The following is a 15,068-nucleotide window of genomic DNA, read 5'->3' as shown; positions in this document are numbered from 1 at the left end:
TCATTCTTAAAAAATCTTGGAACAGCCGATCACTTACAACCGCTTGGCCACTTCGTCCCAGTTCACCAGCTTGTCGAAGAAGGCCTGGACGTAATCAGGGCGCTTGTTCTGGTAGTCCAGGTAGTAGGCATGCTCCCACACGTCGATGGTGAGGATGGGGGTATAGCCTTGGGTGATGGGGTTTTCGGCGTTGCCGGTCTTCAGCACCTTCAGCACATCCTTGCCGCCTTCGCGGCCCTTGACCAGCCAGGCCCAGCCGCTGGCGAACTGGGTTTTGGCGGCGTCGGAAAGCTGGGTGACGCAGGCGTCCACGGAGCCGAAGGCGGCGGACAGGGCGTCGGCAACCTTGGCCGGGGGCTTGCCGCCGCCGCCGGGCTTCATGCCTGCCCAGTAGAAGGTGTGGTTCCAGGACTGGGCGGCGTTGTTGAACAGCCCGGCCTTGGCCGGATCGCCCGCCACGGATTTGAACACCTCTTCCAGTTTCATGCTGGCCATGGGGGTGCCTGCCACGGCCTTGTTCAGGTTGCCGTAGTAGGCGGCCGTGTGCTTGCCGTAATGGAACGAGATGGTGCGGGCGCTGATGGCGGGTTCCAGCCCGTTTTCGGGGTAGGGCAGCGGCGGCATGGGGAAGGCGTCGGGGGCATCGGCGGCGTGGGCCACGGTGGGGCCCAGCAGGCGGGAACCGGCGGCAACCAGGGTGGCCGAGGCGCACAGGGACATGAAACAGCGGCGGGTGAAGCTGGACGGCATGGCGTTCTCCTTGCGGATGTAGGTGGGCCGCGCCGGGTATCCCGGAATGTGACGCGGGGCGGTGCGGCGGGACGGGGCGCGTGAGGGCCCCGTGGATACCGGATGCCGAAGCCCGCAAGGTGCCGTAGGGAGAGCGGAGAGCCCGGCCAGCGCCGGGGATGCGGGCGATTACCGTCACCATAGCACAACGCGCCAATGGCGCAACAGGTGGACGTGTCGTACGACAGGGAGTGCGGGCGAAGGTTGTGCGGGCCACCCGGAAAAGGGAAGGCCCCCCGCACAGGGTGCGAGGGGCCATGGTTGTCATGCGGCATGATCGTCAGGCAGAGCGGGCAGTTGCCCGCGACGCCGATGCGGCGAGCGCTAGGCTTCCTGCTTGATCTTGGACTTCTTCATGGTCAGGCCGATGCCGTCGAACAGTTCGAAGATGGCGAAGCCGTACCACATGGTATACACCACGTAGAAGACCAGCAGGCCGATCATCACGCCCATCTTGTCCATGACCTTGGCGGCCGGGATGCCGTAGTAGTTGTAGCCGGTTTCCACGGCGCGCTTCAGCACGGTGTCGACGGCGCTGGCTTCGCCCACCATCTTGTTCTTCTGCAACGCCTTGATCATGGGGTTCAGGCCTTCCCACCAGGCTTCCATGACCGTCATGTGATCCATGCCCGCGTAGCGTGCGGAGACGGACGCGCCGTCGTTCTTGTACATGGCGTCGGAATCGACCACGGCGGCGGCCAGCAGCGCACCCAGGTCGCCCTGCACCTTCAGGGTGTTGCCTTCGGCGGTGGCGGTCACGCCCACGGCGGCAAACACCTTGGCGGCGTCGGCGGCCTTCTTGGAGGTGTAGGCTACCTCGACAACCTTGCCCTTCAGGGGCTCGACGCGCGCTGCGGCCTCGGGAATGAAGTAGGACGAGCCCTTGGACAGCTTGTTGAACAGGTCATCCGAGTATTCCAGGCCGGTCAGGGCCTTGCCGCCGTCACCGGGAAAGAGCGGCATGAAGATCAAGAAGAAGACCGCGCAGAAGGAACCCATGAGCAGCAGGCCCTTCGTGAAACTGCTCTTGCTGTGGATAAGCATGTTACGCCTCCGCTCTCAGCTTGCCGATGTTGGCGAAGAACTTGCCGAACACCCAGGCGCCAAAGATGGCAACCACCACCCAGAACACGATGTTGCCCACGAATTCGATGTTGTTCACCAGTTCCTTGGGCATGGAGATCATTTCCAGTTCCACCATCTTCTTGGGCAGGGTGGCCACGCGGTTGATGAAGCCCGCGATGATCGACATGGCGTAGAAGCCGCGGATGTGGATGCCCTTGACCACCTTGGTGGTCAGCGCGCCCACCTGGATGCCCAGGAGCGAACCGATCAGCATGCCCATGGCCAGGGTGTAGAACACGTAGCCGTAGATGGCGTACTGGGCGATGGCGCCGAGACCGGCGGTGAAGATGATCTGCAGGATGTCGGTACCCACGGTGGTCATGGACGACACGCCGAAGATGTACACGAACATGGGGAAGGTGACGAAGCCGCCGCCCACGCCCATGATGGCCGCCAGGATGCCCACCACCATGCCGCCTGCGGCAACGATCCAGCCGGAGATGCGACGGCCGCCGGGCACGAGGTCTTCGTCGAAGGTGATCATGGGGGGCACGTTCATGGCCTGCAACTTGACGGACAGGCCCGTGGCGCCGCTGCTGCCGCCGTGGGCGTCACCGCCGCCGCCGGACTTGCTGGCCTTCAGGTAGTCGAACAGGGCGTAGAAGCCCAGAAAGCCCAGCAGCACCGCGTAGATGGAGCTGATGAACATTTCGGACAGCAGGGGGTCGGTGTTGTACAGGCCCTTGTTGATGGCCCCGCCGACAAACGTGCCCGCGCCGGACCCCACCAGAAAGGCGATGGCCAGCTTGACCGACACGTTGCCCAGCTTCTTGTGCACCGTGGTGCCCATGATGGCCTTGGCGAAGATGTGGAACAGGTCGGTGCCCACGGCCAGGATGCCCTTGACCCCCGCAGCCATGAGCGCCGGGGTGATGATGAAGCCGCCGCCCGCGCCGATGCAGCCGGTGATCAGGCCGGCAGCCAGGCCCACCGCGATGGACACCAGGAATATCTTGGTGGAGTAGAACGCGGGTGCGTAGGCGGTCTTGCTGCCCAGCATGGAACCCGCTTCGGCAAAGCTGAACATCAGGATCGGCAGCAGCAGGATGCCGAGGAAGAGCAGCTTCTTCCGGTTCTTGATGATGGACGTGGAGACCTCGATATCCCACTGTGCGTGGGCGATGGAACTCGCCTTCAGGAATTCGAAGACTTGTCTTGGAAAGCTCATGGTTCCTCCGTGAAACGCGATGCGTGATGCATACCCTCTACCCAGCCTCCGCCCCGTGCACCCCTTGCGGCACAGTGGGACACCCCGGGGTTAGCAACGGTTGTGCCAAAAGGAACTATGGCGGCGCGTGTCGTGTATCATGCCGGAAATGAAAGGAATGATTCGTGACGGTGCCGCGCGCGGCTGCCCGGGTTGCGGAAGCTGGCCTTTTCCGCGCCTGGTGCTGTCCGGAATCTTTGCACGGCCCCGCAAAACGGCCACGGGCTTTGCTCCGTACCGTGCGGGCAGCCGTCGCCCGCATGGGCGGACACCGCAATGCGGAGCAGGATTTTTGCGTGCATGTGCAGGGTGTCGTACAAGATAGGACATGATTACATGGGAATACAGACATCATGCAGGCTCCGCACGGGTTGCGGTTCGTTCCCGCCGCCCAGGGGCGAAGCGGGGTGTCAGCTTTTTTTACAGGGCAGCAAGGAATCCGGCGTCAGGTTGCCACACGAGGGGCGGCCACACGAGGGGCGGCACCCCGTTCGCGTTTCCCTTTCCGCCGCGTCCGGCCAGTCTCGCCCAAGTCCCACCAGGTCAGGCCCTTCGGCCTGTACAGTCCGGGCCGGGCGCGCTAGGTGAACACCATGCCCATACGCGCCATCATCTTTGATCTGGACGGTACCCTGCTGGACACGCTGGAGGACCTGGCCGACGCGGCCAATGCCTGCCTGCTGGCCCAGGGCTTTTCCGCACACCCCGTAGACGCCTATCGCCAGTTTGTGGGCGACGGGGTGGAAACCCTGTTCCGCCGGGCGCTGCCGCCCGGCACCCCGCCCGGCGATGCCACCGAACGGGCCGTGGCCGCCCTGGTGGCCCGCATGCGCGATGAATACGGCGCGCGCTGGTCGGCCAAGAGCGCTCCGTATCCCGGCATCCGGGAACTGCTGGCCGCACTGGTCCCCGTCGGGCTGCCGCTGGGGGTGCTGTCCAACAAGCCGCACGCCTTCACCCGGTTGATGGTGGGCAGCTTCTTCGACGGTGCGGGCGGCGGCGCGGGGGCAACCCCGGCCGGTTCGGCGGTCTCTGCCGGTTCGCCTGTCACCAGTGACTTGCCTGTAACCAGTGACTTGCCTGCCGGGGACGGACCGCTGGGGCCGTTCGCCGTGGTGGCCGGGGCCCGACCCGGCGTGCCGCGCAAGCCGGACCCGGCGGCGGCCATCGCCACGGCCCGTGCGCTGGGGGTGGACCCGGCACACGCGGCTTTCGTGGGCGACAGCAACGTGGACATGCGCACCGCGCACGGCGCGGGCATGCTGGCCGTGGGCTGCCTGTGGGGCTTCCGGGGCGAGGCGGAACTGCGCGAGAGCGGGGCGTCCGTCCTGCTGGCGCATCCGTTGGAGTTGCTGGACCACCTGTAGCCGGACGTGGCGCGCCACCTTGTGCGCCGTGCGGCTGCGTTCGATTCCCGATTCTGCCTGTCCGATTCCGCCAGTCCGATCCCGCCTGACCGGTCCCGCGTGTCCGGTCCCGTACGGGCCTAGTGCAGGCCCCCCGGCTCGCGTTCGCGCAGGCCCTGCTCGCGGATGGCCCGCACGATGGCGCTGGCCAGCGTTGCGGCCTCCACGGGCTTGGTCAGGTAGCCATCCATGCCCGCGGCCAGGAACTGTTCGCGGTCACCGCGCATGGCGTGGGCGGTCAGGGCAATGATGGGCGTTGCCGAACGCGCGCGCAGGATGTGCCGGTCAATGTGCCGGTCAATGTGCCGGTCAATGTGCCGATCAGGCATGCCCTCCGGCTCCACGTCATCTTCCCCGGCGTGCATTGCGTCATGTAGCGCGTCATGTAACGCGTCGTGTATTGTATCGGGCTCCGCGCCGGGTTCGACGCCCTCCGCCCGCAAGGGGCCGGTCCCTGCCGGATCGCCGCCAGCCGCGTCCGGTGCCGGGGCGTCTTCCATCCCCCCGGATGTCCCTTCATATGCAAGGGCCCGCAGGCGACGGGTGGCCTCCATCCCGTCCATGACCGGCATCTGGATGTCCATGAGCACGCAGTCGAAGTCGGCGGCCAGCAGGGCCTGCACGGCGCGTTCGCCGTTGTCGGCGGTGGTCACCCGCGCCCCCATGTTCTCCAGCAGGCGCGTCACGGCCAGGCGGTTCACCGCGTCGTCCTCGGCCAGCAGGATGGCCCTGCCGCTCAGGGTAAGGGCGTCGTCGTCGGACGGGTCGGCCACGGCCTCTTCCACCTTGTTCACGAAACGGAAGGGCAGGCTGACGCTGAAGGCGGTGCCCGCGCCCGGCGTGCTTTCCACGGTGACGGTGCCGCGCATCAGCCGCACCAGCCGCCGCACGATGGGCAGCCCCAGCCCCGCGCCCTGGTAGCGCCGGGTGCTGGCCGTTTCCGCCTGCACGAACGGTTCGAAGATGTCCTTCAGCCGGTCCTCGGCAATGCCTATGCCGGTGTCGCGCACGGTGAACAGCACCCTGCACCCGCGCGAGCGCGATGCCTGCACCCGCCACGCCTCCACCACCACCTCGCCCTGGTCGGTGAACTTCACCGCGTTGCCCACCAGGTTGAACAGCACCTGGCGCAGGCGCATGGCGTCGCCGCGCATGTGGCGGGGAATGCGTTCGTCTACACTTACCCGCAGGGACAGCCCGCGCTCGGCGGCGGGGCCTTCGAACAGGCCACGCACCTCGTCCAGCACGGCCCGGACCTCGAAGGGTTCGTCGTGCAGTTCCAGCTTGCCCGCCTCGATGCGCGAAAGGTCCAGGATGTCGCCCAGCAGCAGCCCCAGGCGGCGGCATGACTGGGTGGCCGCGCTTACGTACACCGTGCGCATGGCCTTGGCCGGATCCGCCTGCAACAGTTGCAGCATGCCCATGATGCCGTTGAGGGGGGTGCGGATTTCGTGACTCATGTTGGCCAGGAATTCGCTTTTGGTGCGGCTGGCTGCCTCGGCAACCTCCTTGGCGCAGCGCAGTTCGCATTCCGCCTGCTTGCGGGCCGAACTGTCGCGCACGATGGCCAGCAGCAGCGGGTCGCCGTCGGCTTCTTCCACCAGGGCCATGCGAACCTCCACCGGCAGCGGGATGCCGCCGCGCGTGCGGTGGGTGGTTTCGAAGGTGGCCTTGCGGGCGGATTCCAGCTCCGCGCGCAGCCGGGCAAAGCCGCGCCGATCGAGCCGTTCGTCGATGTCGAACAGGGTCATGCGCAGCAGTTGTTCGCGGGTGTGGCCGGTCTGGTGTTCCGCCTCGGGGTTGGCATCCAGGATGTGCCCGCTTCCGTCCACGAGGTAGATGGCGTCGCCCGCGCTTTCCACCAGCATGCGCAGCCGCAGTTCGCTGTGCCGCAGGGCTTCTTCCGCCCGGCACTGCTCGGTGACGTCGGTGATGATGGAGTACAGCAGCGGCTCGCCGTACAATACGAGGGTGCCGGTGTTGGATTCCACGTCGCGGATGGTGCCGTCGGCTAGGCGATGGCGGAACCGGAAGCGCCGCTTGTCGCCCCGCGCGGCAGAGGAAAGCTCGCCCCCGAGTCTGGTGGGGGGCAAGGTGTTGATGTCCGTGATGTGCATGGTGCGCAGCACGTCGCGTGGCCAGCCGTAGAATTCGGCGGCGGCGGGGCTGGCGTCGCGGATGACCTTGGTGGTCGGGTCGATGAGCAGGGCCACCACATGGTTGTTTTCGAACAGGCCCCGGTAGTGGGCCTCGCTTTCGCGCAGGGCCCGTCCGGCGCGCAAACGCAGCAGTTCCGCCGTGGCGCGTCCGGCCAGGATGCGCATCAGCGCCACGCTTTCATCGGTGGGTGGCGCCATGGGCAGATCGTGGAATACGGTCAGCACGCCCAGGGGGGTGCCTTGCGCGTCGCGCAGGGCCAGGCCCATGTACGACCGGATACCTAGCGAGGCATGCAGTTCCGCCTCGGGAAAGATGTCCTGCACGCCGTCGGGGTAGACGCACAGGTCTGGCGAGCTCAGCACCCGCGCGCAGGGCGTGCCGTGCAGCACATAGTCGAAAGGGTCACCGGGTTCGTCGCCCAGCCAGGCGGCCAGCACGCGTAGACAACCGCCGTCGTCGCGCAGTTCGCCCAGCATGGCGTAATGTGCGCCAAAGCCGCTGGCCAGCTGCTGCACGAGCGTCTGGAAGAATTCCTGCTCCACCAGTGGGGAAGTGACCTGCACGATGCTGCGCAGGGTGTTCTCTGCCTGTCCCAACGCACGGCGGGTGCGCCGCAGGCGCAGGACCAGCCACAGCAGCAGGGCGGCGACGGGGAGGATGAGCAGGGCATCGTCGATGAGGCGCGTCTGCCACGTCGAGGGTGCCCGTACGCCGCTGGGGGCGTCCTGGGCGAGGGCGATGTTTGCCGTGAACGGCGACATGGCGGATACAATGGCAGGAAGGGCGGAAGCCACGGAGGGGGTGGCATGTGCCTGTCCCGCCTGGGGCGGGAGAACGATGGACAGCGGGGCGGCGTCCGATGCCGCGGTTGCCCGTGGGATGCCTGATGCCGTGGCACCGCACAGCATGGCCGTCAGGACAAGGGTGGCAAGCCGGACTGCAACGGGTGCGGTACCGGGATGGTGCATGCTGGACATGGCGGTTCCCCGTGATCGGCTGGTGCGCGGAATGTGTGCATTGGGAATGAGTGGGCACACTATACGCGAAAGGGTACGCCGTGCGACATGAAAATATTGCATTGCGAAGTGCGCAGCACAGGAAATGCGTGGGAGTTTGCAGGATGGGGAGGCTGGCAGGGCGGAGCGGGTTTTGCGAAAGCGCGCCATTGGGGCACCGGCAGACCCGCACGTGCACGAAATTGATGCACCTTCGCCGTGCCTGTGGTAAGGGGAAGGTCAGGTGGCCAACACCCACCCCAATTCCCTGCAAAAGGAGCGGACGCATGAACAAAGCGATGAAACCGGCAAAGGCCAAGCCCGCAGCGGCGGCCCCCTCCCCGCGTGAATCCCGCAAGGCCAAGGTCATCGAGGTGCTGAACAAGGCGCGCGCCATGGAGCTGAATGCCATCACCCAGTACATGAACCAGCACTACGGGCTGGACAACATGGACTACGGGACGCTGGCGGCGGACATGAAGCTGATCGCCATCGACGAAATGCGCCACGCCGAAATGTTCGCCGAGCGCATCAAGGAACTGGGCGGAGAACCCACCACCGAGCGCGAGGGCGATCTGGTCAAGGGGCAGGACGTGCAGACCATCTTCCCCTACGACGCCGGGCTCGAAGACGACACCATCGACGCCTACAACCAGTTCCTGCAGGTGTGCCGCGACTGTGGCGACAGCATCAGCATGAAACTGTTCGAGACCATCATTGATGAGGAACAGGTGCACTTCAACCATTTCGACAACGTGGGCGAGCACCTGAAGAATCTGGGCGACACCTACCTGTCGAAGATCGCGGGCACCTCGGCCTCCACCGGCCCCTCCACCAAGGGCTTCCTGATCAGCAAGGGCGCTGCCGCGGCGGGGTAGCCCCGGCGCAGCGGCACCACGGAACGGGCGTGCTGTCTCTTGCCCGAGTGGGGGGCGGCACACTCCGGAGTTTGCAGCATACGGCGGCACGGTAACGTGCCGCCGTTTCCGTTGGAGCGGCGGGAGAAAGGGCGGGACCGGGCGCGCGCGTGCGGGCGGGGCTATCGCCCGCGCCGGAACGCGCGCAGCCCCAGCAGCAGCCCGGCCATCAGCAGGGCCACGCCGCCCAGGCTTCCGGCATCCGGGGCCTGACCCCGCCAGCAATAGGCGTAGGTCAGGGCGGCCAGGGTCTCGCAGACCATCAGCTGTCCCGCAAGCCCGGCGGGCAGCAGGCGGCTGGCGCGGTTCCACAGGGTGGTGCCCAGCCACGAGGCCAGCAGCCCCAGGGTGAACATCAGTCCCACGAAGGTCCACGGGCGGGGGCCCAGCGGCGCGACAAAGCCGCCACTGCCGCCACCCGCCAGAGCGTACCACGCGCAGGCCCCAGCCATGCCCAGCAGGGCCAGCGGCAAGGTGGCCAGCCCCTGCGCCGTGGCCCACAGGCCGGAGCCCAGATGCGGGCGCCGCGCCAGCCATTGGGAGTTGCGCAACGGATACCACGTCCAGCAGGCCACGGCCCCCCAGGCCAGAGCCACGCCGGTCAGGTAGTCCGACAGGGGCCTGTCGAAGCCGAGTCGGGCGATTTCGTGGCGGTTCACCAGCAGCACCCCGGTGGCGATGGCTGCAAGCGGCGGCACCAGCCGCGCCCACGGCAGCCGCCGGTCGCGCAGGTTGGAGATGATGGCGATGATGATGGGCAGGGTGCCGATGATCACCGTGGGCAGGGGGGCGTCCGCAAGCTGGATGGCCGCGGAAAGGCACAAATAGTACAGGATGTTGCCGGACAGGGCCAGTTCCAGGGCACGCAGCCAGTCGGCCCGGTCCAGCAGGCGCAGCCGGGTCGTGTCGCGCAGGCCCAGCACCACGGCGATGGTCCCGAAGGCCGTGTACCGCCCGAACGAGAGCACGGCGGGCGGGTAGTCGCCCAGCAGCAGCGGCACGATGAACACCAGCCCCCAGGCCAGCCCGGCACCCAGGGCGCACAGGGCGCCTTCGGCCAGGGTGCGCGGGGGCAGCCCGGAATGTGGGGTTGCAGCGACGGCGGATGCGACGGCAATGGCGGGTACGGCTGGTGGGGCGGAGCGGGGCATGGCCCCTGCTACTATGGGCCGTGCCGGTGGGCAAGGGGGCGGTATCGGGGGAGCGTGCGGCACGCGCGGAACAATCGGGCGCGGATGGTCGGCCCGCGCCGGCGCCCATGACGTCATTGCCAGTTTCTTCCGTCTGCCGGGCAAAACCCGAATGCAGAAACGGCACACTCCGCAAGGGGTGCGCCGCTTCCGTCAGGGGGGTAGAGGAGGGTAGAGAGCGGGATCCGCGCGGCCGCTACTGGCAGACGGGCTTGGCGCCCGGCTGCTGCGTGGCCAGCCAGTCCACCACGGCGGGCTTTTCGGCTTCGCTGACCTGCGCACCCTTGCCCATCATGCGGGTGACGGTGGTGTTCCAGGCGGCCTTGTCCTTGGCGCCCAGGTTGGCACAGATGCGCTGGGTGTTGTGGCACCTGGTGCAGGCGGACATGACGGTGCCCGCCGGGTCTTGCGCGGTGGCGGGCACGGCGGAGGAAAAGGCGGCAACTGCTGCCAGGGTGGCGGATACGGCCAGGGCGGTCAGACAGGACGGCATCCGGCCACGGCGGGGGGGCGTACGGCGCATGAGCGACTCCTTGGTTGAGGGGAATTGCCGCGAGTATACACGCGGGTGCGCAGGACGCAACGGGATGATGCGGCAAAGGGCATGGCCGTGTCGGATGGAGGCTCAGCGGAAGCAACCGTGCCGACTGACCGGCTCGGCGCGCGGGGGGCTTGTCCCCGCTGTCGAGGGCGGAAGAGGGGGCCGCCCGACAGGTGGGCGGGGCGCGGCCTGCCATGGCAGAGTCGATTGCCAGCCCGGCAAGGGGTGCGGCAAGCGCGCGGTATGGGTGCACACGTGCGTAGTGTCCGGAGGTTGATCGGGTGCTTTCCGGAAAGTGACAGAATTCTCCTTACGGGCACAAGGGCTTGTCGCCCGGCTTCCGCGTGGACAGCCAGTCGATGACGACGGTACGCTCCTCGGGAGTGACGTTGGCGCCGCCCGCAATCATCCGGTCCACGGTCTTTTCCCAGCCCGCCCGGTCCGGCTTGCCGATGTCCGCGCAGATGCGGTCCGCGCCGTGGCAGATGCGGCAGGCCCGCATGACCACCACCTCACCGGGGGGAGTCTTGTCACCGCAGCCAGCCAGCAGGGTGGCCAACGTCATGACCAGCCCGGCGGTGAGAACCAGCGGACCGAGCAGGGCGCTGATCCCCTGGGTTGGCCCGGTGTGGGACATGAGGCCGCCGGGCACGGTGCGGGATGCGGCGCGGCACCCGTGAGTGGAGGCCGACCTGTGGCCGATGGTGTTTCCGGCAATGCGGGGTGGGGCCGGGTTGCGGCGCGCATCAGAGTCTTGATGCGTGGCGTGGTGCTCGGGGAGGGGAACTTCATGGAGCGCTTCGTGGTGTGCGCGGCGGGCATGCGGCATGGCGGCCTCCTGAATGGGGGTTTTCTTCACCATACCGGAAAGCGCACGGCAGGCAACGGGGCGGAGGGCCTCAACTCCATTCTGGGGCATTTGCCTACATAGGACGCAACCCTTGCCTTACTTTCCGCGGACCAATCGTACATGTTCCGAGCGACGCCTGCGCGGGGCGACCCGCACCGCTGGAACTGAAAGACCCTGTACGGCGTGTTTCTATCCACGCCCCCGCGTGAGGGGCGACCCACTGGACGACGTGTCATGCCCTCGTTGTGCGGGTTTCTATCCACGCCCCCGCGTGAGGGGCGACCAGTACTCCGCAGCCACCCGCGCGCCGTGCCCGGCGTTTCTATCCACGCCCCCGCGTGAGGGGCGACCTGGCCCCTGGGCGCCCAACGCGCCCGAGACGGTGTTTCTATCCACGCCCCCGCGTGAGGGGCGACGCGGGCCTTTCGTCCGAAACGACAATGATGCTGCAGTTTCTATCCACGCCCCCGCGTGAGGGGCGACGTGGGCATCGAGCGCATCCTCCGCGCGCCGGAGGTTTCTATCCACGCCCCCGCGTGAGGGGCGACGCGCGTCAAATACGTGGACCTCATCATCGCGGAGTTTCTATCCACGCCCCCGCGTGAGGGGCGACGCAGGTCGAAGATGCCCCGCCGCCTACGGAAGGGGTTTCTATCCACGCCCCCGCGTGAGGGGCGACGAGGCCACCGTGGGCGCGCGGCCCGTGACGGCGTGTTTCTATCCACGCCCCCGCGTGAGGGGCGACTGATGACGGCATCGACCGCGCCGGGGCCGAGGGCGTTTCTATCCACGCCCCCGCGTGAGGGGCGACCTGCGGCACGGCTGGTCCCAGCAAGGACTATTAAAGTTTCTATCCACGCCCCCGCGTGAGGGGCGACCACGTCAAAATATCCAAGCTGCGCGGCGCGGGAGAGGTTTCTATCCACGCCCCCGCGTGAGGGGCGACGGCCCACGCCCACGCCTGCATGGACTTCTCGGAGGTTTCTATCCACGCCCCCGCGTGAGGGGCGACCTGCCATGACCGTCAGAGACGACGGCGTGACGCAGGGGTTTCTATCCACGCCCCCGCGTGAGGGGCGACGCCCTGGCCAGGCGCAGGGCCTGATCCATGCACAGTTTCTATCCACGCCCCCGCGTGAGGGGCGACCATGTGGGGTCTGTATGCAGACCTGCGCGTGCGGGTTTCTATCCACGCCCCCGCGTGAGGGGCGACGATCTCATCCGTCAGGCTCCGGCCATCGGGAAACGGTTTCTATCCACGCCCCCGCGTGAGGGGCGACAGGCTGCGTTCCACGCTTCGGCCAGTTCTGCGGCGTTTCTATCCACGCCCCCGCGTGAGGGGCGACGGCGCTCTTCGCCTCGCCCTCGTACCACAGGCAGTTTCTATCCACGCCCCCGCGTGAGGGGCGACGCGAAAGTTCTACTTTGCGCGGGCCCAGATCCTGTTTCTATCCACGCCCCCGCGTGAGGGGCGACCGGGGCCAGGATGCCGGGCAGCGGCAGGGTCTGGTGTTTCTATCCACGCCCCCGCGTGAGGGGCGACCGTGGAGCCGGGCGAAACCGCATGGGAATGCCTGGTTTCTATCCACGCCCCCGCGTGAGGGGCGACCCGGCAGCGGGCACGAGGTGAACCCGTAGTGCTCGTTTCTATCCACGCCCCCGCGTGAGGGGCGACGCGTCGGGCAGCCTGCCCACGCCGCGCACCAGCTTGTTTCTATCCACGCCCCCGCGTGAGGGGCGACTCAAACCGGCGCAGCGTGCGCTGCAACAGCTGCGTTTCTATCCACGCCCCCGCGTGAGGGGCGACCGCGGCGCACCAGCTTCTGGTCCACGGCCAGCGGTTTCTATCCACGCCCCCGCGTGAGGGGCGACAGGACAACGCGTTGTCGTATCCCCGCGCCCGCGCGTTTCTATCCACGCCCCCGCGTGAGGGGCGACCGGGTTCGATCCCCGGCGCTGGTGGGGTCACGTGGTTTCTATCCACGCCCCCGCGTGAGGGGCGACATGCCCCGGCACGGAGGCGCTGATGGCCACCCTGTTTCTATCCACGCCCCCGCGTGAGGGGCGACGATACGGGGATACCGCCGATATCCGAGAGGTGTCGGTTTCTATCCACGCCCCCGCGTGAGGGGCGACGCGTACCAGCGCGACCTGATGGAATTTGCCGAGTTTCTATCCACGCCCCCGCGTGAGGGGCGACACATGTAATGCCCCCCTTAAATCAAGCGGCCTTTAAGGGAGAATTCCGCCAGGTTTTGTTTGCCTGCTGATGGACGCCTTGCGGAGTCTTCCAGCCAAGCGCCGAATGCAGGTATGTGGTGTTGAAGTTTTCTATCCAGTCAGAGAGGGCGCGGTTGAGGTGTTCCAGGCTACGCCATTCGTGCAGCCAGAAGAGCTCTTCCTTGATCGTACGCATTGTCCGCTCGGTATCCGCGTTCCCTTTGGGATTGTTGTAGCTGGTAAACGCCTGCGTGATGCCGAGAGTCGCGCAGGCGCGCATAAAAGCCGTTCCTGTCGGTTGGCAGCCGTTGTCGCTCATCAGGCTCAGGCCGTGCCCCCGGACGCCTCCGGGAAAGTGCGTCTGGATAGCCGTATCCAGAGCTTGCAGCCACTCATGGCTCCGGCTCCGGTAGTCGGCATGGTGGCCCACGATCTTCTTGGAAAACCAGTCCACCACCAGCACGATATACACCCAGCCGCCTTCCGTCATGACCTTGGTCATGTCGATGCCCCACCACTGACACGGGCGGACGGGGCGCGGCTTGCTTCCGGAAGGGGTGCGCTTTGCCCGCAAGGCTGCGCGCTTCACCCCAAGGCCATGCAGACGCATCAGGCGCGCCACTCGTTTGACGTTGATGATCAGGCCGTTTTTATACCGAAGGGTGGCCCATACGCGGCGATAGCCCCAAAAGGGATGTTCCATTTTCAGGGACTCGATCAACGGCAAGAGTTCGGCATCGCGCTGAAGCTGGGCCTGGCCGGATCGGCGCTTGCCGCTTACCAGTCGTTTTTTTAACTCCAGCGTCAGTTCGCCAACGGCTTGCTTGAGTTTTTGGTTCTCTGTCGCAAGGCGTTCTTCTCGTCGGTTAGTGGCGCCCACCTCAAAAGCCAGGGCGGCATTGGCCAACAACGTGTCGCGCCAGCGGTAATACATACCCTGAGTGATTTGATACTCACTGCAAATGCTTGCCACAGAGCGACCCTGCAATCCCTCAAGCACAATGCGGGCCTTGCTTTTGCTGTCCCAGACTCGGCGTTTCATGCTTCCTCCAAGGATGGAAGAAAACTACCTTAACAGGGCCACCTTGTTAATGGGGGGCAGTATACACATCTACCCTCGCAGCCGCCCTGTCCAGCATGGTTTCTATCCACGCCCCCGCGTGAGGGGCGACGCCCCCAGGTGGGTGCCCGCGAGCCCCCATATCCGGTTTCTATCCACGCCCCCGCGTGAGGGGCGACGCGACCAACGACATCCGCATCGTGTCCGGCGAAGGCGTTTCTATCCACGCCCCCGCGTGAGGGGCGACGCCGCCGCCCGACGTGCTGCGGCTGGACGTGGAGTTTCTATCCACGCCCCCGCGTGAGGGGCGACGAGCAGGGCGGCTACACCCTGCCCACCATCGAGGTTTCTATCCACGCCCCCGCGTGAGGGGCGACATGCAACGGCAGGGGGCATCAGCAGGGCAACAAGTTTCTATCCACGCCCCCGCGTGAGGGGCGACGGGACGTGGTGCAGCCGCGAAGCGGCTACAAACTGTTTCTATCCACGCCCCCGCGTGAGGGGCGACCAACGCCGGGGCGGCGTTGACCCCGCCGCAGCCGTTTCTATCCACGCCCCCGCGTGAGGGGCGACTGGGCGGTGAGGACGATGTTGCGTCGGTGTTTAGT

General features: G+C 66.7%; 10 protein-coding genes and 2 CRISPR repeat arrays (1 of these 12 cut by a window edge). Of the genes, 2 read left to right on the top strand and 8 right to left on the bottom strand.

Annotated elements, in window-relative coordinates:
• Positions 1-33: 33 nt before the first annotated feature.
• From DESTE_RS10390 to DESTE_RS10380, 3 genes are all read right to left on the bottom strand, one after another.
• Complete coding sequence (locus tag DESTE_RS10390; protein ID WP_035067456.1) at positions 34-750, bottom strand: superoxide dismutase; 717 nt, start codon at positions 748-750, stop codon at positions 34-36.
• A gap of 363 nt (positions 751-1,113) precedes the next feature.
• Positions 1,114-1,833, bottom strand: coding sequence for a hypothetical protein (locus DESTE_RS10385; RefSeq protein WP_035067455.1), 720 nt, complete (start codon positions 1,831-1,833; stop codon positions 1,114-1,116).
• Between the two features lies 1 nt (position 1,834).
• Positions 1,835-3,082 (bottom strand): sulfite exporter TauE/SafE family protein, encoded by a 1,248-nt coding sequence (locus DESTE_RS10380; RefSeq protein ID WP_035067454.1) that lies wholly within the window; start codon positions 3,080-3,082, stop codon positions 1,835-1,837.
• A gap of 632 nt (positions 3,083-3,714) precedes the next feature.
• Between DESTE_RS10380 and DESTE_RS10375 the strand changes: the two genes are divergently transcribed.
• Positions 3,715-4,488 carry an HAD family hydrolase gene (locus DESTE_RS10375; RefSeq protein WP_035070137.1) on the top strand — a complete coding sequence of 258 codons (774 nt, stop codon included), beginning with the start codon at positions 3,715-3,717 and terminating at the stop codon, positions 4,486-4,488.
• Positions 4,489-4,607: 119 nt separating this feature from the next.
• Here DESTE_RS10375 and DESTE_RS10370 read toward each other — a convergent pair whose 3' ends face one another.
• Positions 4,608-7,664 (bottom strand): ATP-binding protein, encoded by a 3,057-nt coding sequence (locus DESTE_RS10370; RefSeq protein WP_035067452.1) that lies wholly within the window; start codon positions 7,662-7,664, stop codon positions 4,608-4,610.
• Between the two features lie 305 nt (positions 7,665-7,969).
• On the opposite strand from DESTE_RS10370, the gene DESTE_RS10365 reads away from it, so the two are divergent.
• Positions 7,970-8,560: a ferritin-like domain-containing protein gene (locus DESTE_RS10365; RefSeq protein WP_035067450.1), complete on the top strand. Its 591-nt coding sequence runs from the start codon at positions 7,970-7,972 to the stop codon at positions 8,558-8,560.
• A gap of 161 nt (positions 8,561-8,721) precedes the next feature.
• Here the strand turns inward: DESTE_RS10365 and DESTE_RS10360 are convergent, their stop codons facing one another.
• The 4 genes from DESTE_RS10360 to DESTE_RS10345 all read right to left on the bottom strand — a co-directional run bounded on the left by DESTE_RS10360 (position 8,722) and on the right by DESTE_RS10345 (position 14,442).
• On the bottom strand, positions 8,722-9,750 hold the full coding sequence (locus DESTE_RS10360; protein ID WP_084559428.1) for a DMT family transporter: 1,029 nt from the start codon (positions 9,748-9,750) through the stop codon (positions 8,722-8,724).
• A gap of 235 nt (positions 9,751-9,985) precedes the next feature.
• Positions 9,986-10,312 carry a hypothetical protein gene (locus tag DESTE_RS10355; RefSeq protein ID WP_035067448.1) on the bottom strand — a complete coding sequence of 109 codons (327 nt, stop codon included), beginning with the start codon at positions 10,310-10,312 and terminating at the stop codon, positions 9,986-9,988.
• Between the two features lie 328 nt (positions 10,313-10,640).
• The gene (locus DESTE_RS17995) at positions 10,641-10,967 is read right to left on the bottom strand and encodes a hypothetical protein (protein ID WP_035070135.1); all 327 of its coding nucleotides are present in this window, start codon (positions 10,965-10,967) and stop codon (positions 10,641-10,643) included.
• Positions 10,968-11,365: 398 nt separating this feature from the next.
• Positions 11,366-13,380: direct repeats of the CRISPR family, unit length 32 nt; unit sequence GTTTCTATCCACGCCCCCGCGTGAGGGGCGAC.
• 21 nt (positions 13,381-13,401) lie between these two features.
• Positions 13,402-14,442, bottom strand: coding sequence for an IS3 family transposase (locus tag DESTE_RS10345; protein ID WP_084559427.1), 1,041 nt, complete (start codon positions 14,440-14,442; stop codon positions 13,402-13,404).
• A 97-nt stretch (positions 14,443-14,539) separates the two neighbouring features.
• A CRISPR array of direct repeats spans positions 14,540-15,068; the repeat unit is 32 nt; unit sequence GTTTCTATCCACGCCCCCGCGTGAGGGGCGAC; it runs 4,388 nt beyond the window's last position.

The sequence above is a fragment of the Nitratidesulfovibrio termitidis HI1 genome (genome assembly GCF_000504305.1).
In the GTDB taxonomy this organism is placed as follows: domain Bacteria; phylum Desulfobacterota; class Desulfovibrionia; order Desulfovibrionales; family Desulfovibrionaceae; genus Cupidesulfovibrio; species Cupidesulfovibrio termitidis.
The sequence above is the reverse complement of the archived record's forward strand: the minus strand, read 5'-3'. Positions and strand labels throughout refer to the sequence as shown.